The organism is Pseudomonas rustica (assembly GCF_018336155.1).
GTDB lineage: Bacteria > Pseudomonadota > Gammaproteobacteria > Pseudomonadales > Pseudomonadaceae > Aquipseudomonas > Aquipseudomonas rustica.
Genome location: NZ_JAGYHF010000012.1, coordinates 48,047 through 74,244 on the forward strand (window position 1 = coordinate 48,047; position 26,198 = coordinate 74,244).

Below are 26,198 nucleotides of genomic sequence, written 5' to 3' on the forward strand. Positions count from 1 at the left end.
TACGACACGTTATTTTGTGTTTGATATTAATTTCCGTATCACTTATAAAGTTCTCCATGCCCTCGAACATGCCTTCGAAAAACCTGAGGCAGGAGAACAATAATGTACGCACAGCTTGTAGAAACCGGCGTCAAGCGCATCAAAGACCTTTCGGAGATGTCCGAAGAGGAACGCGCCTTCCAGGAAAAAATCGATTCAGAAATCAAGATCGAAGCGAAGAACTGGATGCCCGATGCGTATCGCCAGACGCTGATCCGGCAGATTTCCCAGCACGCCCACTCCGAAATCGTCGGCATGCTCCCGGAAGGCAACTGGGTGACTCGCGCACCTTCACTCAAACGCAAACTGCAATTGATGGCGAAGATTCAGGATGAGGCTGGCCACGGTCTGTACCTCTACAGCGCGATGGAAACCCTCGGTGCCGACCGCGATGAAGAGATCGCCAAGCTGCACAGCGGCAAAGCCAAGTATTCGAGCATCTTCAATTACCCGACGCTGAACTGGGCCGACATGGGCGCGGTGGGCTGGCTGGTCGACGGCGCCGCGATCGTCAATCAGGTGGTGTTGCAGCGTACGTCGTACGGCCCCTACTCGCGGGCCATGGTGCGCATCTGCAAGGAAGAGAGTTTCCACCAGCGCCAGGGCTACGAAATCCTCCTGACCATGATGCGTCACGGCACTCAGGCGCAAAAAGACATGGTGCAGGACGCGATCAATCGCCTGTGGTGGCCGTCGCTGATGATGTTCGGCCCGAGCGATGAGCACTCGCCGAACAGCGCGCAATCGATGGCCTGGAAGATCAAACGCCAGAGCAACGACGAACTGCGCCAGCGCTTTATCGACCAGACCATCCCGCAGCTCGAACTGCTCGGCTGCACCTGCCCCGATCCTGACTTGAAGTGGAACGCCGAGCGCGGCCACTACGACTTCGGTGAAATCCAGTGGAACGAATTCTACGAAGTGCTCAAGGGCAACGGCCCGTGCAATCAGGAACGCGTCGCCACCCGCCGCAAAGCCATTGAAGACGGCGCCTGGGTACGCGAAGCCGCCGTCGCCCACGCCCGTAAAAAACACAACAAAAACGCCGCCTGACACAAGGCACGACTGCTGATCGTTCCCACGCTCTGCGTGGGAACGCCTCAAGGGACGCTCTGCGTCCAGTGACGCGGAGCGTCACCGTCTGCATTCCCACGCAGGAGCGTGGGAACGATCGATTGTCAGCCGCACTAACCGAACTGATGTGGAGTGAATGACATGTCCCAGTGGACCCTTTTCGAAGTTTTCGTGCGCAGCAAGCACGGCCTCAATCACAAGCACGTCGGCAGTGTGCATGCCGCCGACACCACCATGGCCATCGAAAACGCCCGCGAGCTCTACACCCGTCGCAGCGAGGGTGTGAGCCTGTGGGTGGTGCCTTCGGCGCTGATCACCGCCTCGTCCCCAGATGAAAAAGACCCACTGTTCGACCCGGCTGACGACAAGGTTTATCGCCACGCCAGTTTCTACGAACTGCCGGCCGAAGTCGGGCACATGTGAGGTCGACCATGAACGATAAAACCGATCTGATCGAATACCTGCTGCGCCTCGGTGACAGCGCCCTGATTCAGGGCCAGCGTCTGTGCCAATGGTGCGGCAAGGCGCCAGCGCTGGAAGAAGAACTGGCGCTGATGAACGTCGGCCTCGACCTCGTTGGGCAGGCGCGGCACTGGCTGGAATACGCTGCCGAGTTGCTGGATGACGGCCGCGATGCCGATGATCTGGCCTTCCGCCGCGACGAGCGCGCCTACCGCAATCTGCTGCTGGTCGAGCAACCGAATGGCGATTACGCCGTGACCATGCTCAAGCAATTCCTCTACGACGCCTGGCACCTGCCGGTGTTGCAGGGCCTGAGCCAGTCGAGCGACGAACGCATTGCCGGGATCGCCGCCAAAGCGGTCAAGGAAGTCACCTATCACCTGCGCCGCTCCGGCGAGTGGATCGAACGCATGGGCGACGGCACCGAAGAAAGCCATCGGCGCATGCTCGCGGCGATTCCGGAAGTCTGGCGTTTTACCGTCGAACTGATCGCCGCTGACGACAGCGAACAACGTCTGTGCGCGGCCGGTATTTCGCCGGACATCGCCAGCGTCGCTGCGCAATGGCAAACCACGGTCAACGACGTGTTCACTCGCGCCACCCTGCCCGTCCCGGCGGCGCCGAGTTACTTCTATCTGAATGCCCGTCGCGGTCTGCACAGCGAACACTTGGGCATTTTGCTCGCAGAAATGCAGTTCCTGCCCCGAGCGTACCCCGATGCAACCTGGTGAGCTGATCACCAGCGATCGCGGCGCCCGGCCGGCGCTGCTCGGTGATCTGGACAAGGCCTGGGCGACCCTCGCCGAAGTCATGGATCCGGAAGTGCCGGTGGTCAGCGTGGTCGATCTGGGTATCGTCCGCGATCTCGACTGGCAGGCCGGGCATCTGCACGTGGTGGTCACGCCGACCTACTCCGGTTGCCCGGCCACCGAAGTGATCGAGGATGACATCCGCACCGCGTTGGAACAGGCCGGATTCAATGCGCCGAAACTGGAGCGCAAATTGACCCCGGCGTGGTCGACCGACTGGATCACCGCCGATGGTCGCGAACGCCTGCGCGCCTACGGCATCGCCCCGCCCGATGGCAGCGCGAGCAAACGCACGCTGCTCGGCGAGAGTCCGACGGTGCTCTGCCCGCAGTGCGGCAGCGCCCACACCGAAGTGCTCAGCGAGTTCGGTTCGACCGCGTGTAAAGCCTTGTACCGCTGCTGCGATTGCCGCGAGCCCTTCGACTATTTCAAGTGCATCTGAACGGCACAGCGCCGTGTCGGGAGAATAATAATGAGCAAATTTCACAGCCTGACCATCAAGGACGTGCGCAGCGAAACCCGTGACGCCGTGTCCATCGCCTTCGACATTCCGCAGCACCTGCAGGACAGTTTTCAGTTCACCCAAGGCCAGCACCTGGTGATGCGCACGCAGATGGACGGTGAAGAAGTGCGCCGCTCGTACTCGATCTGCACCGGGGTCAATGACGGCGAACTGCGCATTGCGATCAAACGCGTGGCCGGCGGGCGGTTTTCGGCGTTTGCCAATGAGCAATTGCACCCCGGGCACACGCTGGAAGTGATGCCGCCGGCCGGGCATTTCCATGTTGATCTGGATCCGGCGCGGCACGGTAATTATCTCGCCGTGGCAGCAGGTTCGGGTATCACGCCGATTCTGTCGATCATCAAAACCACGCTGGAGAACGAACCGCACAGCCGCGTCACGTTGCTGTACGGCAACCGTTCCAGCTCCGGTGCATTGTTCCGTGAACAGCTGGAGGATCTGAAAAACCGTTACCTGCAACGTCTCAATCTGATCTTCGTGTTCAGCCGTGAGCAACAGGATGTTGACCTCTACAACGGTCGCATCGACGCGCAGAAATGCGAGCAACTGTTCAGCCGCTGGCTCGACGTCAAAGCCCTCGACGCAGCGTTCATTTGCGGCCCGCAAGAGATGACCGAAACCGTGCGCGACAGCCTCAAGGCCAAAGGCATGGGCGCCGAGCGCATCCACTTCGAACTGTTCGCCGCGGCCGGCAGCCAGCACAAACGCGAAGCCCGCGAGGCCGCGCAGATGCTCGACGCCGGGGTCAGCCAGATCACCGTGATCAGCGACGGCCGCGCTGTGGCGTTCGAACTGCCGCGCAACAGCCAGAGCCTGCTCGATGCCGGCAATGCGCAAGGCCTGGAGCTGCCGTACTCGTGCAAGGCCGGCGTGTGCTCGACCTGCAAGTGCAAAGTCATCGAAGGCGAAGTCGACATGGACAGCAACCATGCGCTGGAAGATTACGAAGTCGCGGCGGGCTATGTGCTGTCGTGCCAAGCGTACCCGGTGAGCGACAAAGTCGTCCTCGATTTCGACCAGTTCTAAAGGATTCACACCTATCCCCTGTAGGAGTGAGCCTGCTCGCGAAGGCGTCATCAGATTCAACATCGATGTCGCCTGACACACCGCTTTCGCGAGCAGGCTCACTCCCACAAGGGAATGGTGGTTCTCACAGCGCCAAGCAACAACACAAAACAATGTGGGAGCGAGCTTGCTCGCGAAGGCGTCATCAGATTCACCATTGATGTCGCCTGACACACCGCTTTCGCGAGCAGGCTCACTCCCACAGGGGAATGGCGGTGCTCACAGAGCCAGGCATCAGCACAAAACAATGTGGGAGCGGGCTTGCTCGCGAAGGCGTCATCAGATTCAACATTGATTTCGCCTGACACACCGCTTTCGCGAGCAAGCTCGCTCCCACAGGGGAACGGTGGTGCTCACAGAGCCAAGCAACAACACAAAACAATGTGGGAGCGGGCTTGCTCAGTTCATCCGTTCGATGACCGGCATCGGCGCGTCCGGCGCCAGCCAACACTAATTTCAAGCACAGGAGCTTATTTCATGTCCCACGCCCCTACCCTGCAAAGCTTCCTCGCCGGCCGCTGGATTGGCCAGCACGGCGCGCAAATCCTGCGCAGCGCCATCGACGGCCACGAACTGGCGCGCACGCATGAAGAGCGCCCGGACTTCGCCGAAGCTATCGACTTCGGTCGCCGCCAAGGCGTCACCGAACTGATGAAGCTCGACTTCCAGCAACGCGCGCAACGCCTCAAAACCCTGGCGCTGTACCTCAGCGAACGCAAGGAAGAGCTTTACGCGCTCTCGCACCACAGCGGCGCCGCCCGCGCCGACAGCTGGATCGACATCGAGGGCGGCAACGGCACGCTGTTCACCTACGCCGGCCTCGGCGCGCGTGAGTTGCCGTCGGGCAACATCGTCCACGAAGGCCCGGCGCTGCCCTTGGGCAAACTCGGCACCTTTGCCGGCACACATATTCTGGTGCCGCGCGGCGGCGTCGCGGTGCACATCAACGCGTTCAACTTCCCGATCTGGGGCATGCTGGAAAAATTCGCGCCGTGCTTCCTCGCGGGCATGCCGTGCATTGTCAAACCGGCCAGCGCCACCAGTTATCTGACCGAAGCCGTGGTACGCATGATGGATGCCTCGGGCCTGTTGCCGACCGGCAGCCTGCAATTGGTAATCGGCAGCACCGGCGACCTGCTCGACCGCATGCAAGGCCAGGACGTGGTGACGTTCACCGGTTCCGCCGACACCGCCGCCAAGCTGCGCGTCAACCCGAACCTGATCCGCAACTCGGTGCCGTTCAACGCCGAGGCCGACTCACTGAACTGCGCGATCCTCGCCCCTGACGTAACCCCGGACGACGAAGAGTTCGAGCTGTTCATCAAAGAAGTCGCCCGCGAGATGACCACCAAGGCCGGGCAGAAATGCACCGCGATTCGCCGCGCCATCGTGCCCAAACAACATATCGACGCCGTCGCCACACGTCTGCGCGATCGTTTGGCGAAAGTCGTCGTCGGCGATCCATCCGTGGAAGGCGTGCGCATGGGTGCATTGGCTTCCCATGATCAGCAGAAGGACGTCGGCGAACGCTTGCAAAGCTTGCTGCAAAGCTGCGATCAGCTGTTCGGCGCTGAGGACGGTTTCGAACCGCGCGGCGCAAACGTCAGCCAAGGCGCATTCTTCGCTCCAACGCTGTTGCTGGCCCGTGATCCGCACGCCGAAGGTGGCGCGCATGACATCGAAGCCTTCGGCCCGGTCAGCACACTGATGGCCTACGACGATCTCGATGAAGCGCTGGTGCTGGCCGCGCGCGGCAAGGGCAGTCTGGTTGCCAGCCTGGTGACCAAGGATCCGAAAATCGCCGCCAAAGCCATTCCGGTCGCCGCAGCCTGGCACGGGCGTCTGTTGGTGCTGGATCGCGAATCCGCCGCCGAATCCACCGGCCATGGTTCGCCACTGCCACAACTGAAACACGGCGGCCCGGGTCGCGCTGGTGGCGGTGAAGAGCTCGGCGGCCTGCGCGCGGTCAAACACTACCTGCAACGCGCCGCCGTGCAGGGCTCGCCGACCATGCTTGCTGCCGTCACCGGTGAACACGTGCGCAGCGCAAAAGTCATCGAGACCGAAGTGCATCCATTCCGTCGACACTTCCAGGATCTGCAGATCGGCGAGTCGCTGCTGACTCACCGCCGCACTGTCACCGAAGCGGATCTGGTCAACTTCGGCTGTCTGTCCGGTGACCACTTCTACATGCACTTCGACGACATCGCCGCCAAGGAATCGCAGTTCGGCAAACGCATCGCCCACGGCTATTTCGTGCTGTCCGCGGCCGCTGGCCTGTTCGTCTCCGCTGCGCCCGGCCCGGTGCTGGCCAACTACGGCCTCGACACTTTGCGTTTCATCAACCCGGTCGGTATCGGCGACACCATTCAGGCGCGCCTGACCTGCAAACGCAAGATCGATCAAGGCAAGAAGAGCCCGCAAGGCATTCCGCAAGGCGTGGTGGCGTGGGATGTGGAAGTCACCAACCAGCTTGGTGAACTGGTGGCCAGTTATGACATTTTGACCTTGGTGGTGAAGCGCGAAGAAGTCGCAGCGTAACGAAAAAAGGGGCAGCGCAAGGTTGCCCCTTTCCCATACAAATCCACCTGTGGGAGCGGGCTTGCTCGCGAAAGCGGTGTATCAGCCACGTATGAATTGACTGATCCGACGCCTTCGCGAGCAAGCCCGCTTTCACAGGGGAATTGATTGGGTTCTGGAGTTATTAAACAGACTGAAACAATAAACACGCCGATAGAAATATCGACGATTGTTGGGCAACTGTAGAGCCGCTGTGGGCTTCAAGCCATTCAGCACCTGCCCAAAGCAGATCGCCCAATAGTTTAAAAGGGCGATCAGTCCGCCCACCCTTGGTATCATCGCCCACACTTTTTTGACGTTTTAATGACGCTAAGGTCTTTTTTTTGTGAGCGCTCTTTTTCACCGTTTGCGGCATCCGCATGCCCGCCTCGTCTCGTTGATCATTCTGGTGCTGATCGTACCGGTGTGCCTGCGCGCGGTATTGGGCTGGTCGTCACCGCTGGGGTATTTGTCGGATCTGGCCATTGGCAGTTCGCTGGTGGTTTTGCTGCATCGTCGCGCCTGGTGGCTGGCGCTGCCGGTGCTGTTGTTCTGGGGCCTGCTGGCGGTGGCGACTGCTGAACTGGTGAGCGCAGTCGGCCGCTTGCCGACACCTTCCGACATTCATTACCTGATCGATCCGCAATTTGTCGAAAACTCTACCGGCGGCGGTTTGGCGCATCCGGCGGTGGGCGCTGTTTTGCTGTTGGCGCTGATGGTCTGGCTGCTGACCCGGCATCTCGGGCGCGGCGTCACTCGCCCAGCCCTGCCCCGCGCGGTGTGGAGCGTGCCACTGGTGTTGTTCGCCGCGCATTGGGGCGCACAGAATCTGTGGCCGAACGAAGCTGATCCGTGGCGGCTGTACAACTTGCCGCACCAACTGCTCGCCAGCGAAGTCGCCGATCTGCAGATTCAGGGCGAAGAATGGCTCGACGGCGATATTGAAGAACCCGCGCCGGCAATGGCCGGGCTCACCGACGTCGACCTCAATGGCCACAAATTGCTGGCCGCGCCGGGCCAGGCGCGCAACGTACTGATCATCGCGCTGGAAGGCATTCCCGGCGCCTACCTCCGCGCTAACCGCGAAGCCATCGGCAGCCATTATCAGGAAGACCTGATGCCCAACCTCAGCCGCTGGGCCGAGCGCGGCATGAACACTCCGGATTACGTGCTGCACACGCACCAGACCATTCGCGGCCTGTACGCGATGCTCTGCGGCGATTACGACAAGCTCAACAACGGCACGCCCAAAGGCGTGGAAATGCTCACCCTTAACGAACGCAATCAAGCCTGTCTGCCGGCGCAACTGCGCCAGCACGGTTTCAGCACGCATTACCTGCAAGGCGCCGGGCTGCGCTTCATGGCCAAAGACAAGATCATGCCGCACATCGGTTTCGATGCGACCCATGGTCTGGAATGGTTCACCAACAGTAACTACCTGGAATTCCCTTGGGGCAAGGATGACAAGGCCTTCTTCGAGGGTGCGCTGGACTATGTCGGTGAACTGAAGAAGCAGAAACAGCCATGGATGCTCACGCTACTGACCGTTGGCACGCACCAGCCCTACTCCGCCCCGGAGGAATATCTGGAGCGTTATGAAACCCCCAAACAAGCCGCCGTCGGTTATCTCGATGACGCGCTGGAGCAGTTCCTCAGCGGTCTCGAACGCCAAGGCGTGTTGAAAGACACGCTGGTAGTGATTACTTCGGATGAATCCCATGGCATCGATGGCGTTCGCCTGGCCTCCTCTTGGGGTTTCAACCTGACGCTGGCTCCCGAGCACGAACAACTGCCACGGCTGAACAAAGGCGTGTATGGCCACGTCGACCTGAGCACCTCGATCCTCGACTATTTCGACCTGCCGGTACCCACGGCACTCAGCGGTCGTTCGCTGTTCCGCGACTACGATTCCGGTCGCGAAATCATGTCCTTCACCAACGGCAAACTGCGTTACCACAATGGCCAAGGCATCTTCTCCGAATGCGACATGCCACGCCGCTGCCGCTATTACGAAAGCGCCGGATTCATCGCCGAAAGCGCCACCTACAAAGGCAACTACAGCGGCCAGCCTGCCCGCCAGATCGCCGCCCGCGCCAACGCACTCGACCTGTCACTGCTGCGCACCCCACTCAATCAGCGCTATCAGTTCGGCAGTACCAACGTCATCCCGCTACAGGCGCAAATCAAGGACGACTGGGCCGACAACCTGATCGGCGCGCAATACTTGGAAATGCCCAAAGGGTCTTACACGCGTGTACGCCTGACAGTGCGTGCGGTTGATCCGCAGCAAACGGCGTTTATTCAGCTCAAGGCCAAGGAATTCGAGAAAGACGTGCAGTTGGGTCTGCCGACGGAAATGGTCGCCACGGCGGATCAACCGCTGGAGATGGATTTCAGCTTTGATAACCCGCAGCAGCGAAAGGCGTTTTCTTTTCATCTGCTGGGATATGGGGAAGGCGCGGTTGAGGTCACGGATTTCAGCGTGATTACTGAACTGCCGGGCCAGGAAGACCTCCTGGACGAAGTGCCAGAAGACGACACCGCCCAATCCACCTGAATATTTTTCGCCTCAATGCCAATGTAGGAGCTGCCGAAGGCTGCGATCTTTTGATCCTGATCTTTTAGAGAAAAGATCAAAAGATCGCAGCCTTCGGCAACTCCTGCACGTGCAGGGCAATAAAAGACTTTGCCTATCAGTGTCCATCAGTCGGCCTATTAGCTGACTTGCCCAGTCGGGTCTAGCCTTACTAGTCCGAAGTCGGCACGAGCCGGCCGTAGCAGACCTGATAAGGACTCGAACATGGCAAACGAATCGAAATGCCCGTTCAACCACGCCGCCGGTGGTGGTACGACGAACCGTGACTGGTGGCCGAATCAACTCAACCTGAAAATTCTGAGTCAGCACTCGCCCAAGTCCGATCCGTTGGGCAAGGACTTCGACTACGCCAGCGCCTTCAAAAGCCTCGATTTTCAAGCCCTGAAACAAGACCTCACCGCGCTGATGACCGACTCCCAGGACTGGTGGCCGGCAGACTTCGGCCATTACGGCCCGCTCTTTGTGCGCATGGCCTGGCACAGCGCCGGCACCTATCGAACCGCGGATGGCCGTGGTGGCGCTGGCTCGGGTCAACAGCGTTTTGCCCCGCTCAACAGTTGGCCGGACAACGTCAGCCTCGACAAGGCCCGCCGCTTGCTATGGCCGATCAAACAGAAATACGGCCGCAATATTTCCTGGGCGGATCTGATTGTCCTCACCGGTAACGTCGCGCTGGAATCGATGGGCTTCAAAACCTTCGGCTATTCCGGTGGCCGCGCCGATGTCTGGGAACCGGACGAGGACGTTTACTGGGGTTCGGAACACGAATGGCTCGGCGGCGACAGTCGCTATGGCAAAGACAACGCACCGATGCAGGAGCCCGGTGACGGCACGCTGGTGGCTGAGCCGGATTTGCACGGTAAAGAAGAAAGCCGTACCGATCAGGGCGAACGCAATCTGGAAAATCCCCTCGCCGCTGTGCAGATGGGTTTGATCTACGTGAACCCGGAAGGCCCTGAAGGCAATCCCGATCCCGTCGCCTCCGCCCACGATATCCGCGAAACCTTCGGCCGCATGGCCATGAACGACGAAGAAACCGTGGCGCTGATCGCCGGCGGTCACGCCTTCGGTAAAACCCACGGCGCCGGGCCTGCCGACAATGTCGGGCCGGAACCGGAAGCGGCAGGGCTGGAAGAGCAAGGCCTCGGTTGGCGCAACGCTTTCGGCACCGGCAAAGGCGCCGACACCATCACCAGTGGCCTCGAAGTGACCTGGACGACCACGCCGACCAAGTGGAGCAACAACTATCTGGAAAACCTGTTCGGCTTCGAGTGGGAGCTGAGTAAAAGCCCCGCCGGTGCGCACCAGTGGATCCCGAAAAACGGCGCCGGTGCCGGCACGGTTCCACATGCCCATGACCCGAGCAAAAAACTTTCGCCGACCATGCTGACGTCTGACCTGGCGCTGCGTTTCGATCCAGCCTACGAGCAGATCTCCCGGCGCTTTCTCGCCAATCCTGAGCAACTGGCCGACGCCTTCGCCCGCGCCTGGTACAAACTGATCCACCGCGACATGGGCCCGCTGTCGCGCTACCTCGGCCCGGAACTGCCGAGCGAAGAACTGCTTTGGCAGGATCCGATTCCAGACGTCACGCACCCGCTGATCGACGATGGCGACGCCGCAGCACTGAAAAGCAAAATTCTGGAGTCGGGCCTATCCGTTTCACAACTGGTCTCGACCGCTTGGGCGGCACTCTCGACGTTCCGTGGTTCGGACAAACGCGGTGGCGCCAACGGTGGTCGTCTGCGTCTGGCACCGCAGAAGTTCTGGCAGGCCAACCAGCCCGAGCAACTGGATAAAGTGCTGAGCACCCTTGAAGGGATCCAAAACCAGTTCAATGGCGGCGCAGCCGGCAAGCAAGTCTCGCTGGCGGATTTGATCGTGCTGGCAGGCAACGCGGGCATCGAACAAGCGGCGAAAAACGCTGGTCACTCGGTCAGCGTGCCGTTCCATCCGGGGCGTACCGATGCCTCGCAGGAGCAAACCGACGTCGAGTCGTTTGGTTTCCTTGAGCCGATTGCCGATGGTTTCCGCAACTACAGCAAGGGCAAATACACGGTATCGGCGGAGGCGCTGTTGATCGACAAGGCGCAACTGCTGACGTTGACCGCGCCGGAAATGACCGTGTTGCTGGGTGGTTTGCGGGTGTTGAACACCAACGTTGGGCAGAGCCGTCATGGCGTCTTCACCAGCCAGACTGAAGCGCTGACCAATGACTTCTTCACCAACCTGCTGGACATGGGCGTGGAGTGGAAGCCGACATCGCGGGATGCGGATGAGTTTGAAGGACGCGATCGCAAGACCGGGAATGTGAAGTGGACGGCGACGCGTGTGGATCTGGTGTTTGGTTCCAATGCGCAGTTGCGGGCGTTGGCCGAGGTGTATGCCAGTTCGGATGCAAAGGAGCAGTTCGTTAAGGACTTCGTCGCTGCCTGGACGAAAGTCACTAACCTCGACCGTTTCGACCTGAAAAACTGAAATATGTAGGAGCTGCGGCACGCTGCGATCTTTTGATCTTAAACATTAAGATCTAAAGATCGCAGCCTCGTTTCACTCGTCAGCTCCTACAGAACGCAAAACCAACTGTGGGAGCGGGCTTGCTCGCGAATGCGGTGTATCAGATGACATCTTCGTCTCTGGCACTGCGCTTTCGCGAGCAAGCCCGCTCCCACATTTATCGTGCAGGCCATCTAAACCCTGTAGGAGCTGCCGAAGGCTGCGATCTTTTGATCTTTAACATCAAGGTCAAAAGATCGCAGCCTCGTTTTACTCGTCAGCGCCTACAGTACGCAAAACCAACTGTGGGAGCGGGCTTGCTCGCGAATGCGGTGTATCAGATGACATCTTCGTCTCTGGCACTCCACATTCGCGAGCAAGCCCGCTCCCACATTTTAACGTGCAGGCCATCTAAACCCTGTAGGAGCTGCGGCACGCTGCGATCTTTGGATTTTAAACATCAAGATCAAAAGATCGCAGCCTCGTTTCACTCGTCAGCTCCTACAGGGATCGGCGTTACGCCAGGCTTTTGCTCACCACCTCAAACACATCACTCGACAACTGCCCCGACGCCCGAATCCGCTCCAGCTCGCCTTTCATCAGCGCCTGGCGCGCATCGTCATATTTGCGCCAGCGCGTCAGCGGTGCCAATTGGCGAGAAGCGATCTGTGGGTTGAAGCCGTTCAGCTCAATCACCAGATCCGCGAGGAAGCGATAACCCGAACCATCCGCCGCATGGAAGTTGATCAGGTTCTGCCCGGCAAACGCACCGACCAGCGCACGCACCTTGTTCGGGTTTTTGATGTTGAACGCCGGATGCTGCATCAGCGCCTTCACGCGCTCCAGACCGCCCGGCAAGGTGCTGCCCGCCTGCACGCTGAACCACTGATCCATAACCAGCGGGTTGTCCTTGAAGTGCTCGGCAAAACTCGCCAGCGCCAGCGCTTTCTGCTCTTCGAACGGAGAGTTGACCAACACCGCCAGCGCAGTCAGGCGCTCGGTCATGTTGTCGGCGTTTTCAAACTGCTCCAGCGCCGCCGCCAATACTTCCGGTTTGCCGCTGAGCATCAGATAAGACAGCGCAATGTTCTGCAGCGCGCGGCGGGCGAAGTGCTCGGCTTCGGCGACGTACGGGGTCTTCTTCGACAGGTCACGGTTGGCCTGATAACGCAGCCACAGCGCCTCGAACAAGCCTTCGGCCAATTGCTTGCGCGCGAACTCACGGGCGATATGGATCGCATCGACATCAGCCACTTCGCTGATTTCAGTGAGGTAAGCCTCACCCGGCAGCGAGAGCATTTCGGCGACCATCGCCTGATCCAGCGATTCGTCCGACAGCACGGTACGCAGCGCCGACACCAGACGCGGGTCGAGCTTGAGGCTTTCGCCCTTCTGCTGCTGGCCAATCAGTTCTTGCAGCACTTGCACCGACAGTTGCTGACCGGCATCCCAGCGGTTGAAACCGTCGCTGTCGTGCTGCATCAGGAACATCAGCTGATCGCGGTTGTACGGGAAACTCAGTTTCACCGGCGCCGAGAAACCGCGCAGCAGCGATGGCAGCGGCTGTTCAGCGATGTCAACGAAAGTGAAGGTCTGCTCGGCTTCAGTCACCGAGATCACCCGGGTGGTGCCTTGCGCCGATGCTTCGCCGCTCAGGCGCAGGGCAATTTCGTTGCCTTTGCTGTCGAGCAGGCCCAATTCGACCGGAATCACGAACGGCAGTTTTTCAACTTTGTCCGGGGTTTCCGGGCAGCTCTGGCGGAAGGTCAGGCTGTAGGTTTTCGCGGCGGCGTCGTAAGACTCGCTCACCGCCAGACGCGGCGTACCGGCCTGGCTGTACCAGCGTTTGAACTGAGTCAGGTCAACGCCGTTGGCATCTTCCATGGCCTTGATGAAGTCGTCGCAGGTCACGGCTTGGCCGTCATGGCGATCAAAGTACAGATCACTGCCCTTACGGAAGCCTTCGGCGCCGAGCAAGGTGTGGATCATGCCGACCACTTCCGAGCCCTTTTCGTACACGGTCAGGGTGTAGAAGTTGGATATCTCGATGAAGCTGTCCGGACGCACGGCGTGAGCCATCGGGCCGGCATCTTCGGCGAACTGGTGGGTTCGCAGGTAGGCGACGTCCTGAATACGTTTGACCGTGGCCGAGTTCATGTCTGCGGAGAAACCGGAATCACGGAATACGGTGAAGCCTTCCTTCAGCGACAACTGGAACCAGTCGCGGCAGGTCACGCGGTTGCCCGACCAGTTGTGGAAGTATTCGTGAGCGACGATCGCTTCAACGCGCTGGTGTGCAGCGTCGGTCGCGGTTTCGGCGCGAGCGAGCACGGCGCTGGAGTTGAAGATGTTGAGGCCCTTGTTCTCCATCGCGCCCATGTTGAAGTCGTTGACGGCGACGATCATGAAGATGTCCAGATCGTACTCGCGACCGTAAACCTCTTCGTCCCAGCGCATCGACTTCTTCAGGCTGTTCATCGCGTGCTGGCACTTGTCGATGTTTTCCGGCTCGACGTAAATACGCAGCGCGACGGTGCGATCGGTCATGGTGGTGAAAGTGTCTTCAACGCACCACAAATCACCGGCCACCAGCGCGAACAGGTATGCCGGTTTCATGAACGGGTCTTCCCACGTTGCCCAGTGCCGGCCGTCTTCGCCAGGGCCCGAGGCAATCGGGTTGCCGTTGGAGAGCAGCACCGGATAGCTGTGCTGTTCGGCGACCACGGTGGTGGTGAACTTGCTCATCACGTCCGGGCGGTCGAGGTAATAAGTGATTTTGCGGAAACCCTCGGCTTCGCACTGGGTGCAGAACATCGTGCCGGACTTGTACAAGCCTTCCAGTGCGGTGTTGGTTTCCGGGTGGATCTTGACGCTGGTGTCGACCGTGAAGGTTTCGGCGGTCGGCTGCAGGGTCAGATGGTTCTCGGACAATTGATAGTCAGCAGCGCCCAGCTCTTTGTCGGCCAGGGTCACCGAGAGCAGTTCCAGTTGCTGGCCGTCGAGCACCAGCGGCGGCAGGCCCGGGCCACGCGCCGGGTTGCGGCGCATGACCAATTGCGCGTGTACCAGGCTGTGATCCTCGAACAACTCGAAGGTCAGGTGTGTTTCGTCGATCAGGTACTCGGGCGCCTGATAGTCCTTGAGGTAAATCATCTTCGGTTGTTCGGTGCGCATGCTGGAGTCCTTATTGATGCACGGCGAGCTGATAAGCCGTGTACTTGCGAATATTGATCACGCCGGTATCGAAGATCAGGTACTGGCCTTTGATGCCCAACAACGTGCCTTCGGCAATCGGGTTCTTGTCCAGGTTGAAGCTGACGATTTTGGCCGGGTATTGCTCGACCGGATAGCGGATTTCGAGAGGTTCTACATCGGCAATCGTCTGAATAGCTTGTAGGCCGAATCGCTCTTGCAAACCTTGCAGGCCTTCGGCGCAGCTTTCAAACAGCTGATCGCGCACCTGCGCCAGATCCACCGTTGCCGCATCGCCCTTGAGCAACGCGCGCCAGTTGGTTTTGTCCGCGACCTGGCTGCGGAACAGGTCTTCCACGAAGCCCGACTGCTGCCGCGTCGACACGCGCATGATCGGCAACGCCTGACACGCGCCCTGATCGATCCAGCGCGTTGGCAGTTGCGTCGCACGGGTGATGCCCACCTTGATGCCCGACGAATTGGACAAATACACGACGTGATCGGTCATGCAGAACTGCTCGCCCCACGCTGGATCGCGGCAGGTGCCGGCGTCATAGTGGCAACGCTCCGGGCTCATGATGCACAGGTCGCATTGCGCCAGTTTGGTCATGCACGGGTAGCAATAGCCCTGACTGAAACTGGTTTTGGTTTTACGCCCGCAATGGGTGCAGTGGATCGCCCCCAGGTACTCCAGACGCACCGTGGTGCCGATCATGGGATTGACCGGCACCTCGACGTCATCCAGACGAAACGCGTATTGCACGTTCGGCCCGTCGAGGCGCGCCGACATTTTGCTGATTGCACCGCGGCCAATCTCGATCAATGGATAGCATCCGACTTGAACAGGATGTTTGGCACTTCGATCGACTTCGATGCACATTCTTGCGGGCCCATGTAACCGGTGCGCTGATCTTCAGGCAGGTTCTGGATTTCCCAGGCGATCATCGCCTGCAACGACAACTCGCGCTGTTCGGCGGTGAGTTTGCCACCGTCCGACCATTTGCCGATTTCCACGGCCAGTTTCAGGCTCTCGTAGATGTCCGGGGTGATGTTGTTGATCATGTCGTTAAAAGAGGACATCAGGGTCTCCGTGCTCTTTATCTACAAAAAAATTCAGGCGGCCAGTTTACGGCGGTTATACAAACCACCCAACAAACCGGTGAAGCATCCGATGAGTAACCCGCCGACGTGGGCGGCGTTGGCGATTTCGCCGAAACCGATGACCGAGATCACCCCGGACATGCACACCAGCAACCACACCAGCATCATCACCAGCACGCCGCGCGGCAGGCGATAGGCCGGGTTCGGCGCCAGCAACTGGAAGATCCAGCAATGCCCGAGCAAACCGTACAGCACGCCAGAGAGGCCGCCGAACAGCGTCGGGCCGCTCCAGATGTATTGCGCATAGTTAGAGACCAGGCTGAACAGCAGCGTCAGGCCGATCAGGTTGATGCTGCCCTGCCGCGACTCGATGCGCCGGCCCAGCTCCCAATACCACATGCCGTTCATGGCCAGGTGCAGGATGCCGAAGTGGATCAGCATCGGCGTAACCAGACGCCACCACTGCCCCGCTGCCAGACTGTCGGCCAACGGCGTGAAATGGATGTATTCGCCGACCACCTGGAAGTCGAGGAAGGTCAGCCAGCGCAGGGTTTGCAGGTTTTCACCGAGGTAAGTCAGGCCGCCGACGATCAGGCACAGCAGCAGAATGAAGCCGGTGGCCTTGGCGTATTTCAGTTGTTCGGCGAAGCTTGGGCGTTTGACGGTCGGCGCGACGGGAATGTCCAGTTGCTGATCGGGATCACCGGTCGGGAAGCGTTCGTACAACGAGCGCACGTCTTCGCTGATTTCCGACGGCGCCCACAACACTTGCTCGCCCGCCTCTTCACTGACGCGATGCGGCACTTGCATGCGTTGCAGCAGTTTGACGAAACCGCTCAGATCCACGCCTAAAGGCAGACGTAATACCGCTACCGAACTCATTGCAGCACCTCCGGCCGCTCAACATCGACCCAGACAAATTTATTTGGATCGAGGAAGGTTTCCTGATCCAGGCGATAAGCAACGAGTTTGCCGTAGAGCACGGCGCTGTAATCCAGACACGCGAGGTTTGGCCGGATCGGCGCCGGTTTGCCGCTGCGCCAGTAGTGGCCGACGAACAGCAACGGCTCGTCGACGCCGTAGCGCAGCAGGGAATTCTTTTCAGTGGAGGTCAGCGGCGTTTGCGCCACCGGTTCCGGCAAGGCATCGGGCTGGAAGACGATGTCGCCATAGGTTTTCGGGTCGTCTTCCCAGAACTTGGTGCGGAAGAACGAACGCACCAGACCGTCGCCGCTGGTCATGGTCAAACCATCGGGCAGGCGCATGTCGGTGCCACGCAGCAAACGGTCGAACACGGTGCAGGCGAAGCTGTCCGGTACGGCCGAGGCCTGGAGGAAATGCTCGTCGATGCAGCCATTAGGGAACAGCGCGCGCAGCGGTTCGATCAGGCCGGCATCCCAACAGGCATGCACCACGCGGAAACGTCCGGCGTCGACAAACAGCGGCAGCTCATAGAACCAGCGCTGGAAATCGTGCCAGTCGCCGGGATGGCCTTCGAACTGGGTCAGGGTTTCGTGGAGAAGGCGCGCATGACGCTTGGTGTGCTCGCGGACGAATTGCTTGCCGCTGCCCGGTGGCGCCGGGGTGCTCCAGCCGAGTGCGTTGAATTCGTGGTTACCCATGATGCACAAGGCCTGCCCGGCCTCGACCATGTCGTGGACGATGTGCAGCGCCTCGCGAATGCGCGGGCCACGGTCGATGATGTCGCCAACGAACACGGCCATGCGCGATGGATGCCGCCAGACCCCGCCTTGCTTGTGATAACCGAGTCGGTCAAGCAAGTGTTCGAGGGTCAGGGCGCATCCGTGCACGTCACCAATCAGGTCATAACTGCGCGCGGGATCGAGCATCAGTCGCCTCCACCACCCAACTTGCTGCCCCAGCCGAGCTTGGTGCGGCAGACTTCATAGTAGTTGTGGTCGAGCGGGTGAATCAGGCGCAGCTTCTGCGCTTTCTTGCTGACGGTGATGGTGTCGCCCGGCGCGCAGGTGAAGTGGTTCTGCCCGTCGCAGGAGACTTGCGGGTAAATCTGCATGTTTTTCGACACGACGATTTTCAGCTCACTGTTGCCATCGACCACAATTGGCCGGCTCGACAACATATGGGGGTACATCGGCACGATCACAATGGCATCGAGCTTGGGATGCATGATCGGGCCACCGGCGGACAGCGCGTAAGCCGTGGAACCGGTCGGCGTCGCGACGATCAGGCCGTCAGCCTTCTGGCTGCAAACGAACTGGCCGTCGATGTACAGCTCGAACTCGATCATCCGCGTCGATTTGCCGGGGTGCAGCACCACGTCGTTGAGCGCGTCGCCCTGGCCAATGGCCTCGGCGTGACGGCGCACTTCGGCTTGCAGCAGGAAGCGGTTTTCCACCAGATAGTGGCCGTCGAGCACCTTGGCGACTTCGACTTCCAGTTCATCCGGGCGAATATCGGTGAGGAAGCCGAGGCTGCCACGGTTGATGCCCAGCACCGGAATATTGTGTTTGGCCAGCGCACGCGCGGCGCCGAGCAGGCTGCCGTCACCGCCGACGACGATGACCATGTCGCAGACTTCGCCGAGCATCTTGCGCGACGAGGTTTGCAGGCCGTGGCCCGGCAGCACTTCAGCGATGGTGTCTTCGAGGATCACATGCAGGTGACGATCGAGCAGAAACCGTTTCAGTCGGCGGACGGTATCCAGCACCTGGGAACTGCCCAGGCGACCGATGATGCCGATATTACGAAATTGCTCCATGGGACCTCTGCGGACAATCGAAAACGCGAAAAACAGGATTATGGGCGAAAGCGCCAGATAGACAAAATCCTTTCAGCCTCAAGGGCGCGCTCGTGTTTACGGCTATGCTCGCAAGATGATCCTATTTCCCGACCTGCTCCAGTTGCCTCACCAATTGCGCCATCCGGAAGTGCGGGATCTGGCGTGGGTGATCCTCGCCCCGCCGATGCTCGCCACCACCCCGTGGCCGCAGCGCCATCCGCTGGCCGGCAGCGACTGGGTGAATGACCCGCATCGCCTTGAGCATTGGCTGCGACAACTCGACCGCGACAGCTACGGTTTGCTGCATTGGTTATCGCAGGCGCGCACGCGGCGTCTGGGTCTGTATTACGAACGGCTGTGGCAATTTGCCGTGGCGCAGGCGCCGGGGATCGAGTTGATTGCCGCCAACCTGCCGATCCGCCGCGAAGGCCATACCCTCGGCGAACTGGACATGCTGCTGCGTGACCGTGATGGCGTGCATCACTTGGAGCTGGCGATCAAGCTTTACCTCGGCCCGCAACAGGGCGACGGGCGTGATTCGGCGCAATGGCTGGGGCCGGGTTGTCATGATCGGCTGGATCGCAAACTGGCGCATCTGGCCGGTCATCAACTGCCGATCTCGGCACGACCGGAAAGCCGTGAAGCCTTGGCGGCGCTGGATATCGAGTCGTTCAGCGCGCAATTGTGGCTGGGCGGTTATCTGCTGTATCCGTGGCCCGGTCAGGCTGAGTCGCCAAGCGGCGCGCACCCGCAGCATCTGCGCGGCAGTTGGTTGCATCAAAAGGATTGGCCAGCGTTCGTCGCGCAACGCCCGGCCGGTCGCTGGCAGCCCCTGCCCCGTCACGCGTGGCTGGCGCCGGCGCATTACCCGGCGGATCAGACCTGGAGCGAAGTGCATTTGCAGGCGTGGCTGGAGGAACTGGAACCGATGGCGCCGGCGCAATTGCTGGTGCGCCTGACCGAGAATGCGCGGGGCGATTGGGAAGAGGCGGAGCGGTTGTTTCTGGTGTCGGATCTTTGGCCGAATGTGCCGGGGCAGGTTTAAAAGATCGCAGCCTTCGGCAGCTCCTACAGATGTACGCATACCCATGTAGGAGCTGCCGAAGGCTGCGATCTTTTGATCTCAAATGGACAGCCGCAGCGCCAAAGCCCCCAACGTCACCAACAACACCGGCACCGTCAACACAATCCCGACCTTGAAGTAATACCCCCAACCAATGTGAATCCCCTTGCGCTCCAGCACATGCAACCACAACAACGTCGCCAGACTGCCAATCGGCGTGATCTTCGGCCCCAAGTCGCTGCCGATCACGTTGGCGTAAATCATCGCTTCCTTGATCACCCCACTCGCCTGACTCGCATCGATCGACAGCAAACCAATCAGCACCGTCGGCAAATTATTCATGATCGACGACAACAGTGCCGTCAGCACACCGGTGCCCAGCGCCGCGCCCCACACTCCGTGGCCAGCAAACACATCCAGCCAACCGGCCAGATAGCTTGTCAGCCCGGCATTACGCAAGCCGTAGACCACCAGATACATGCCCAGCGAGAAAATCACGATCTGCCACGGCGCTTCTTTCATCACCTTGCGCGTAGAGATCTTGTGACCGCGCGCGGCGATGCCCAGCAGCAGTGCGGCGCAGACTGCGGAAATCGCGCTGATCGGAATGCCCAACGGCTCAAGGGCGAAACAGCCGATCAACAGAATCGCCAACACCGCCCAACCCGCATAGAACGTGGCTTTGTCGTGGATCGCGGTTTCAGGACGTTCAAGGTGATCGGGGTCGTAGGCCTTGGGAATGTCACGGCGGAAGAACCACAACAACATGCCCAACGTCGCCGCGACGCTGACGAAGTTGACCGGCACCATCACCGCCGCGTAGCGGTTGAAGCCGATGTGGAAGAAGTCTGCCGAGACGATGTTGACCAGGTTCGACACCACCAGCGGCAGGCTTGCGGTGTCGGCGATAAAGCCTGCGCCCATGACGAAGGCCAGGGTCGCAGCCGGGGAAAAGCGCAGCGCCAGCAGCATGGAAATCACGATTGGCGTGAGGATCAGCGCCGCGCCGTCATTGGCGAACAGCGCCGACACCAGCGCGCCGAGCAGCACCATAAAGGCAAACAGCTTGCGCCCACTGCCCCGCCCCCAACGCGCCACGTGCAACGCAGCCCAGTTGAAGAACCCGGCTTCGTCGAGCAGCAGACTGATGATGATCAGCGCAACAAAGGTGCCGGTGGCGTTCCAGATGATCTGCCAGACCAGCGGGATATCGCTCAGATGCACGACACCAAAGATCAACGCCAGCAAGGCGCCGAGCGTCGCACTCCAGCCGACGCCGAGGCCTTTGGGTTGCCAGATGACAAGGGTAATGGTCAGCAGGAAAATCAGTGACGCAGCAAGCATCCGCAACAGCCTTCAAAAGTCAGGAACTAAGAAAATCAAATGTGGGAGCGGGCTTGCTCGCGAAGGCGGTGTGTCAGCCAACACAGATGTCGACTGATACACCGCCTTCGCGAGCAAGCCCGCTCCCACATTGTCCGCCTACATCAGGAAACTCGGGAGAAACTATTTTTTGTGTTGCTCGACGAACTGTCCGTAAGCATTGATAAAGCTTTGCAGGAAAGGTTTCACCGATTCACTCAACTTCCCCGCCTCATCAAATGCAGTCCCCGCGCCGCCCAGATAAGCCTCTGGTTGCTGCATGCAGGGCACATTGAGAAACACAAACGACTGGCGCAGGTGCTGGTTCGCGCCGAAACCGCCAATGGCCCCCGGCGAAACGCTGATCACCGCGCCCGGCTTGCCGCTCCAGGCACTCTTGCCGTAGGGCCGCGAGCCGACGTCGATGGCATTTTTCAGTGGCGCCGGCACCGAGCGGTTGTACTCCGGCGTAACAAACAGCACCGCGTCGGAAGAACCGACTTTTTGCCGGAAAGTACTGTAGGCTGCCGGCGGTGAATCGCCATCAATGTCTTCGTTATACAGTGGCAGATCGCCAATCTCGACAATGCTCAGTTTCAGGTTCGCCGGTGCCAGTTCCGCCAGCGCCAGGGCGACTTTGCGGTTGATCGATGCTTTGCGCAGGCTACCGACTATGACGGCGACGTTATAGACATTGCTCATGGAAGACTCTCGATGTCCGTGGGGGAGCCTGTAGTTATAGATGATCCCGTGACAATTCCACCAGCAGACGAGGGAAAAATCCCGGCTGCTGAATATTTTTTTCGTGCAGGAAAACTTACAGCGCTGGATGGCGGTCTTAAAACCGCAAATCAAGCGTTTTATCTCCAGAGGTTCTAAACAGATGGCAGCAGTACTCGTCGGTCAGTTCCATGCAAGAGATGCGGAAGGCCGCGTTTATTCCGTGCATGAATTCCAGGAATCCAACCCGTCGGTAGACGGTCTCACTGGCTCGGAGCCGATTTACAAACTGGCCATCGGCGATCGCATCAAGAAGATCGACGACCAGACGTTCGAACTGGTTCAGTCGGGTATCACCCTGACCCGCGAACCTGAGCCAACCGTCGCTTCATAACTCGTCGTTATGAGCAGAAGTCATATGCGCAGAGTTGGGTTAGGATCAGTCACTGACCCCACCTGCTGAACATGGACTTCACGCATGCGTTTACGCCATATCGAAGTGATTCAGGCGCTCTTGCAGACCGGTCACCTGGGCACCGCCGCCGAATGGCTGCAGTTGCCAGTGACCGAGGTCGAAGAGCGTTTGCGCGAAGCCGAGAGTCAGTTGGGGTTCATGCTGTTCGCCAGCGTTCGCGGGCGCTTGCAATCAACGCCGGAAGCGCGGGCGCTGCAAGTCGAAATCGCCCACGTTTATGAAGCGCTCGAGCCGGTTCAGCGTCTGGCCAGTAGCCTCAAACAGTACCTCGCCCCTCCCTTGCGCATCATCGGCACCCCGCCGCTCTCCCAACATCTATTACCGCAAAGCCTCGCCGCCCTGCGCCGACGCCTGCCCGATGCACCGTGCAGCCTGCTCAGTGCGCCGACCCGCGACATCGTCCGCAGCCTGTTGCTGCGCGAAAGCGATCTGGGCCTGAGCCTGCACGATCCCGAACATTCCGACATTGATTGCCAGCCACTGGCCCACGGCAAACTGCAACTGCTCGCGCCCCACGGTTGGCTGCAGCCGAAGCAGAAATACATTTCTCTACAGGATTTGGCCGGTCAGGCGATGGTCGGCCTCGACGGTCAGGATCCGCTGAGCCCGGCACTGGAAAACAAGCTCCAGGCCTTGCGCCCGGCGCCGAGTATCCAGACTCGCGTGCAAACCCATCAGATGATGCGCAGCATGGTCGAGGCCGGCGAAGGCTTGGCCATCGTCGACCCGTTCACCGCCCTCGGTGCGCGCGCCGGCGGGCTCGATGTCTGCCCACTGTCGCCAGCGGTGCCGATCAGCCTCTACGCGCTGACCTTCAAACACTGCGCGCCGTCAGCGGCAATTCAGACCTTGCTGACAATCGTCACGGAACAAGCCGAGGCGATGCTGTCGAGCTGAGCGGGTTTTCCAGCGGATTATCAAACAGTCGATACCAGAACAGCGCCACTTCGGCGGTGTTCGGATCAATGCCGCGATAGCGCAGCTCGTCGACACCGCCAATCACATAGCCGCAACGCTCATACAACCGGCAAGCACCGAGGTTGTTGTTTTGCGTTTCGAGCATGATCCCCGGCAGCTTCTTCTTGCGGCTCCAGAACTGAGCGACATCCAGCAACGCTTTGGCCACGCCATGCCGCCGGGCCGGCGCGTGCACCGCCAATTCATCGATATGGGCGAAGCCGTTCCAGTTGGTGCTGATCACCAAATGGCCCACCGCCTCGTCATCCAGATACGCCATGAAAATCGCACTGTCCGGCGCATCGCGGAAACTGCTGAATTCTTCGGGGTCGATGCCGTAGCACTTGCGGTACGGCACGATGGGCGTCACCCGCCACTGCTCGACAGGCTGACCAATCACCGCCGCGCCGTAAGCGGCCACCTCAAAACTGAAGTCGCTGCCCCAGATATAGGGCGCAAAACCTTCGTCGGCGACACGCACCGACAGGCCTGGGTATTTTGGATTCACGGCCGGTTGCATACTGGGAAAAGTCCTCATTCCTTCACACAATCGACGGTGTATTGCCGCCCATTGCCCTCGTCTTCGTGCTGCAATCCATGCACATCCGCGACAAAACCGGGGAAGCTGCTATCGAACGTGCGAGCAAATTTCAGGTAATCGATGATCGAACGGGTCGATTCGGTAAAGCGTTCGCCGGGCATGATAAGCGGAATTCCCGGGGGATACGGCACCAGCATCACGGCGGCAATCCTTCCTTCCAATTCATCGATCGGCACCGCCTCGACTTCGCCGCGCACCAGATGATCGTAGGCGTGAGCCGGTTTCATGGCGATTTCGGGGAGCACGGTGTACATGCGTTTCAGGTGTTTGGCCGTGGCGTTGCTGCGATAACAGGCGTGCAGTTGATCACAGAGGTCGCGCAGGCCCATGCCGCGATAACGCACGGCGTCTTCCAACGCTACGCAAGGCAGGCAAGTATCGAGGCGCACGTTGGCGTCGTAACTGCGCTTGAACTCCAGCAGTTCGGTGAGCAGCGTGCTCCATTTACCTTTGGTGATGCCCATGGAGAACAACACCAGAAACGAATACAGGCCGGTTTTTTCGACGACCAAGCCGCGTTCCCAGAGAAATTTGCTGACCACTGCGGCCGGGATGCCCTTTTCGCTTAACGCGCCGCCCGCGTTGAGGCCCGGCATCACCAGGGTCACTTTGATCGGGTCGAGCAGCACATAATCGTCGCTGACATCGCCGAAACCGTGCCAGTCGGCATCGGGTTTCAGCAACCAGTCTTCGGTCTGCACGCGGTCAATACCTTCGACGCCGGGCGGCTGCCAGATCGAAAACCACCAGTCATCCGCAGCAATGTGCTGACGCAGATTCGCCAGCGCACGACGGAAGCTCAGCGCTTCATCAAAAGTTTCCTGCAACAACGAACGTCCGGCCGGGCCCTCCATCATCGCCGACGCCACGTCCAGCGAGGCGATGATGCTGTATTGCGGCGAGGTCGAGATGTGCATCATGAACGCTTCGTTGAAACGGTCACGATCCAGCTGCCGTGCACCGCCGTCCTGCACATGAATCATCGAGGCCTGACTGAATGCCGCGAGCAGTTTGTGCGTGGAATGGGTGGTGAACACCAGCGGACTGTCTTCGCTGCGCGAGGTGGCCATGCCGTAACGTCCGGCAAAGAATTCGTGGAACGCCGCGTAGGCATACCAGGCCTCGTCGAAATGCAGGACTTCAACGCTGTTACCGAGTTTTTGCTTGATCAGCTCGGCGTTGTAGCAGAGGCCGTCGTAGGTTGAGTTGGTGACCACCGCCAGTTTGACTTTTGGCGCGCGACCCTTGGTCAGCGGGCTCGCATCGATCTTGGCCTGAATCGATTCACGGCTGAATTCACTCAGCGGGATCGGGCCGATGATCCCCAATTCATTGCGCTCCGGGCACAGGTACAACGGGATCGCACCGGTCATGATGATCGCGTGCAGCACCGACTTGTGGCAGTTGCGGTCGACCAGCACCAGATCATCGCGAGCGACCATCGAGTGCCAGACAATCTTGTTGGCGGTCGAGGTGCCATTGATCACGAAAAAGGTGTGATCCGCGCCGAAATTGCGCGCCGCACGGGCTTCGGCTTCAGCGAGCGGGCCGGTGTGATCGAGCAGTGAGCCGAGTTCGGGCACGGACACCGACAAGTCGGAACGCAGTGTGTTTTCCCCGAAAAACTGGTGGAACGCCTGCCCCACCGGACTCTTGTGATAGGCCACGCCCCCGCCATGGCCGGGGGTGTGCCATGAATAATTGGAGTCGGCGGTGTGCTGCACCAGCGCTTTGAAAAACGGCGGCAGCAAACCATCCAGATACTTGCGCGCCGCCCGCGCCACTTGCCGGGCGAGAAACGGCACGGTGTCTTCGAACAAATAGAGAATGCCGCGCAGTTGATTGAGCTCGGCCATGGCATCGGCCGGGGCGTTTTCCAGGGTGACTTGTTCGCCCAAGGCAAAGATCGGCAGATCCGGGGCGCGCACCCGCGCGAGGCCAATGAGTTCAGCCATGTTCTGCAACAGATGCGAGTTGGTTGAGGCATCCTCGGCGGCAATCAGCATGCACGCGAGGCCATGATGGGTCGACGCGACCAGACGCCCTTCCGTGTAGTCGGTGGCAGAGACGATGCTGAAACCTTCCTGCTCCAGTTCCCGGGCGATGCCACGGATGCGGTCACCGGCGACCGTGTCGGCCTTGATGTCGCGATGGACGATCAACACCGGAAACTTCAAATCTTTGTACATGGGGCTCAGTGTCCTGAGGCGGCAGAAATGAATCTGCCAATGCACTCAGGGTAGAGGGTTGCAGCGAATGTGGCGAGGGTGGCTAGTTGGCTTCATGCCTGTAAAAGCAAAAGATCGCAGCCTTCGGCAGCTCCTACAGGGAATGCATTCTCAT

Annotated in this window: 21 protein-coding genes; 11 read left to right on the top strand and 10 right to left on the bottom strand. The window is 59.9% G+C overall.

The window, feature by feature from the left end; all coding sequences use genetic code 11:
• Window positions 1-102: 102 nt before the first annotated feature.
• The 8 genes from paaA (at window position 103) to katG (ending at window position 11,605) form a co-directional block, all read left to right on the top strand.
• Entirely contained in the window at window positions 103-1,092 is a 990-nt protein-coding gene (gene paaA / locus KFS80_RS21820; protein ID WP_212545874.1) for a 1,2-phenylacetyl-CoA epoxidase subunit PaaA, read from the top strand.
• A 162-nt stretch (window positions 1,093-1,254) separates the two neighbouring features.
• Window positions 1,255-1,536, top strand: coding sequence for a 1,2-phenylacetyl-CoA epoxidase subunit PaaB (gene paaB, locus KFS80_RS21825; protein WP_008079627.1), 282 nt, complete (start codon window positions 1,255-1,257; stop codon window positions 1,534-1,536).
• 8 nt (window positions 1,537-1,544) lie between these two features.
• Window positions 1,545-2,306: a 1,2-phenylacetyl-CoA epoxidase subunit PaaC gene (gene paaC / locus KFS80_RS21830; RefSeq protein ID WP_212545875.1), complete on the top strand. Its 762-nt coding sequence runs from the start codon at window positions 1,545-1,547 to the stop codon at window positions 2,304-2,306.
• Window positions 2,293-2,826, top strand: a complete 534-nt coding sequence (gene paaD / locus KFS80_RS21835) for a 1,2-phenylacetyl-CoA epoxidase subunit PaaD (protein WP_159815308.1) — start codon at window positions 2,293-2,295, stop codon at window positions 2,824-2,826. Before paaC ends, paaD begins: the two co-directional genes overlap by 14 nt.
• 30 nt (window positions 2,827-2,856) lie before the next feature.
• Window positions 2,857-3,933 carry a 1,2-phenylacetyl-CoA epoxidase subunit PaaE gene (paaE, locus tag KFS80_RS21840; RefSeq protein ID WP_212545876.1) on the top strand — a complete coding sequence of 359 codons (1,077 nt, stop codon included), beginning with the start codon at window positions 2,857-2,859 and terminating at the stop codon, window positions 3,931-3,933.
• 516 nt (window positions 3,934-4,449) lie between these two features.
• Window positions 4,450-6,513 carry a phenylacetic acid degradation bifunctional protein PaaZ gene (paaZ, locus tag KFS80_RS21845; RefSeq protein WP_212545877.1) on the top strand — a complete coding sequence of 688 codons (2,064 nt, stop codon included), beginning with the start codon at window positions 4,450-4,452 and terminating at the stop codon, window positions 6,511-6,513.
• Window positions 6,514-6,877: 364 nt separating this feature from the next.
• Window positions 6,878-9,088, top strand: a complete 2,211-nt coding sequence (locus KFS80_RS21850) for an LTA synthase family protein (protein ID WP_212545878.1) — start codon at window positions 6,878-6,880, stop codon at window positions 9,086-9,088.
• Between the two features lie 243 nt (window positions 9,089-9,331).
• Complete coding sequence (gene katG, locus KFS80_RS21855) at window positions 9,332-11,605, top strand: catalase/peroxidase HPI (RefSeq protein ID WP_212545879.1); 2,274 nt, start codon at window positions 9,332-9,334, stop codon at window positions 11,603-11,605.
• A gap of 534 nt (window positions 11,606-12,139) precedes the next feature.
• Here katG and pepN read toward each other — a convergent pair.
• Genes pepN through KFS80_RS21885 form a run of 6 tightly spaced genes read right to left on the bottom strand, consistent with a single transcriptional unit; the run spans window position 12,140 to window position 18,656 of the window.
• The gene (pepN, locus tag KFS80_RS21860; protein ID WP_212545880.1) at window positions 12,140-14,797 is read right to left on the bottom strand and encodes an aminopeptidase N; all 2,658 of its coding nucleotides are present in this window, start codon (window positions 14,795-14,797) and stop codon (window positions 12,140-12,142) included.
• Window positions 14,798-14,807: 10 nt separating this feature from the next.
• Window positions 14,808-15,638, bottom strand: a complete 831-nt coding sequence (locus KFS80_RS21865) for a DUF2797 domain-containing protein (RefSeq protein ID WP_053119411.1) — start codon at window positions 15,636-15,638, stop codon at window positions 14,808-14,810.
• The gene (locus tag KFS80_RS21870; protein WP_007919229.1) at window positions 15,635-15,895 is read right to left on the bottom strand and encodes a YeaC family protein; all 261 of its coding nucleotides are present in this window, start codon (window positions 15,893-15,895) and stop codon (window positions 15,635-15,637) included. Before KFS80_RS21870 ends, KFS80_RS21865 begins: the two co-directional genes overlap by 4 nt.
• Before the next feature lie 33 nt (window positions 15,896-15,928).
• A complete protein-coding gene (locus KFS80_RS21875; protein ID WP_212545881.1) occupies window positions 15,929-16,798 on the bottom strand; it encodes a rhomboid family intramembrane serine protease in 870 nt (289 codons plus the stop codon).
• On the bottom strand, window positions 16,795-17,766 hold the full coding sequence (locus KFS80_RS21880; protein ID WP_053119407.1) for a metallophosphoesterase: 972 nt from the start codon (window positions 17,764-17,766) through the stop codon (window positions 16,795-16,797). Before KFS80_RS21880 ends, KFS80_RS21875 begins: the two co-directional genes overlap by 4 nt.
• Entirely contained in the window at window positions 17,766-18,656 is an 891-nt protein-coding gene (locus KFS80_RS21885) for an NAD(+) kinase (RefSeq protein WP_003224174.1), read from the bottom strand. Before KFS80_RS21885 ends, KFS80_RS21880 begins: the two co-directional genes overlap by 1 nt.
• 115 nt (window positions 18,657-18,771) lie before the next feature.
• Here KFS80_RS21885 and KFS80_RS21890 point away from each other — a divergent pair, with 115 nt between their 5' ends.
• Window positions 18,772-19,722: a DUF1853 family protein gene (locus KFS80_RS21890; protein ID WP_212545882.1), complete on the top strand. Its 951-nt coding sequence runs from the start codon at window positions 18,772-18,774 to the stop codon at window positions 19,720-19,722.
• A 78-nt stretch (window positions 19,723-19,800) separates the two neighbouring features.
• Here KFS80_RS21890 and KFS80_RS21895 read toward each other — a convergent pair whose 3' ends face one another.
• Window positions 19,801-21,084 (bottom strand): arsenic transporter, encoded by a 1,284-nt coding sequence (locus KFS80_RS21895; protein WP_212545883.1) that lies wholly within the window; start codon window positions 21,082-21,084, stop codon window positions 19,801-19,803.
• A 162-nt stretch (window positions 21,085-21,246) separates the two neighbouring features.
• Window positions 21,247-21,804, bottom strand: coding sequence for an NADPH-dependent FMN reductase (locus KFS80_RS21900; protein WP_159815522.1), 558 nt, complete (start codon window positions 21,802-21,804; stop codon window positions 21,247-21,249).
• A gap of 181 nt (window positions 21,805-21,985) precedes the next feature.
• Between KFS80_RS21900 and KFS80_RS21905 the strand changes: the two genes are divergently transcribed.
• Both KFS80_RS21905 and KFS80_RS21910 read left to right on the top strand, forming a co-directional pair.
• Window positions 21,986-22,216, top strand: a complete 231-nt coding sequence (locus KFS80_RS21905; RefSeq protein ID WP_212545884.1) for a hypothetical protein — start codon at window positions 21,986-21,988, stop codon at window positions 22,214-22,216.
• An 84-nt stretch (window positions 22,217-22,300) separates the two neighbouring features.
• Window positions 22,301-23,194 (top strand): LysR substrate-binding domain-containing protein, encoded by an 894-nt coding sequence (locus tag KFS80_RS21910; protein ID WP_212545885.1) that lies wholly within the window; start codon window positions 22,301-22,303, stop codon window positions 23,192-23,194.
• Here KFS80_RS21910 and KFS80_RS21915 read toward each other — a convergent pair.
• Window positions 23,160-23,774, bottom strand: coding sequence for a GNAT family N-acetyltransferase (locus KFS80_RS21915; RefSeq protein WP_053119395.1), 615 nt, complete (start codon window positions 23,772-23,774; stop codon window positions 23,160-23,162). The genes KFS80_RS21910 and KFS80_RS21915 overlap by 35 nt on opposite strands.
• Window positions 23,775-23,788: 14 nt before the next feature.
• Window positions 23,789-26,044 (bottom strand): Orn/Lys/Arg family decarboxylase, encoded by a 2,256-nt coding sequence (locus KFS80_RS21920; protein WP_212545886.1) that lies wholly within the window; start codon window positions 26,042-26,044, stop codon window positions 23,789-23,791.
• Between the last annotated feature and the right edge of the window lie 154 nt (window positions 26,045-26,198).

Coding starts and splice junctions, on each gene's coding strand:
- paaA (WP_212545874.1), top strand. CDS start 103: ATGTACGCACAGCTTGTAGAAACCGGCGTCAAGCGCATCAAAGACCTT.
- KFS80_RS21890 (WP_212545882.1), top strand. CDS start 18,772: ATGATCCTATTTCCCGACCTGCTCCAGTTGCCTCACCAATTGCGCCAT.
- KFS80_RS21880 (WP_053119407.1), bottom strand. CDS start 17,766: ATGCTCGATCCCGCGCGCAGTTATGACCTGATTGGTGACGTGCACGGA.
- paaZ (WP_212545877.1), top strand. CDS start 4,450: ATGTCCCACGCCCCTACCCTGCAAAGCTTCCTCGCCGGCCGCTGGATT.
- paaC (WP_212545875.1), top strand. CDS start 1,545: ATGAACGATAAAACCGATCTGATCGAATACCTGCTGCGCCTCGGTGAC.
- KFS80_RS21875 (WP_212545881.1), bottom strand. CDS start 16,798: ATGAGTTCGGTAGCGGTATTACGTCTGCCTTTAGGCGTGGATCTGAGC.
- KFS80_RS21900 (WP_159815522.1), bottom strand. CDS start 21,804: ATGAGCAATGTCTATAACGTCGCCGTCATAGTCGGTAGCCTGCGCAAA.
- KFS80_RS21905 (WP_212545884.1), top strand. CDS start 21,986: ATGGCAGCAGTACTCGTCGGTCAGTTCCATGCAAGAGATGCGGAAGGC.
- paaB (WP_008079627.1), top strand. CDS start 1,255: ATGTCCCAGTGGACCCTTTTCGAAGTTTTCGTGCGCAGCAAGCACGGC.
- katG (WP_212545879.1), top strand. CDS start 9,332: ATGGCAAACGAATCGAAATGCCCGTTCAACCACGCCGCCGGTGGTGGT.
- KFS80_RS21870 (WP_007919229.1), bottom strand. CDS start 15,895: ATGTCCTCTTTTAACGACATGATCAACAACATCACCCCGGACATCTAC.
- KFS80_RS21910 (WP_212545885.1), top strand. CDS start 22,301: ATGCGTTTACGCCATATCGAAGTGATTCAGGCGCTCTTGCAGACCGGT.
- pepN (WP_212545880.1), bottom strand. CDS start 14,797: ATGCGCACCGAACAACCGAAGATGATTTACCTCAAGGACTATCAGGCG.
- KFS80_RS21895 (WP_212545883.1), bottom strand. CDS start 21,084: ATGCTTGCTGCGTCACTGATTTTCCTGCTGACCATTACCCTTGTCATC.
- KFS80_RS21885 (WP_003224174.1), bottom strand. CDS start 18,656: ATGGAGCAATTTCGTAATATCGGCATCATCGGTCGCCTGGGCAGTTCC.
- KFS80_RS21920 (WP_212545886.1), bottom strand. CDS start 26,044: ATGTACAAAGATTTGAAGTTTCCGGTGTTGATCGTCCATCGCGACATC.
- paaE (WP_212545876.1), top strand. CDS start 2,857: ATGAGCAAATTTCACAGCCTGACCATCAAGGACGTGCGCAGCGAAACC.
- KFS80_RS21915 (WP_053119395.1), bottom strand. CDS start 23,774: ATGCAACCGGCCGTGAATCCAAAATACCCAGGCCTGTCGGTGCGTGTC.
- paaD (WP_159815308.1), top strand. CDS start 2,293: ATGCAACCTGGTGAGCTGATCACCAGCGATCGCGGCGCCCGGCCGGCG.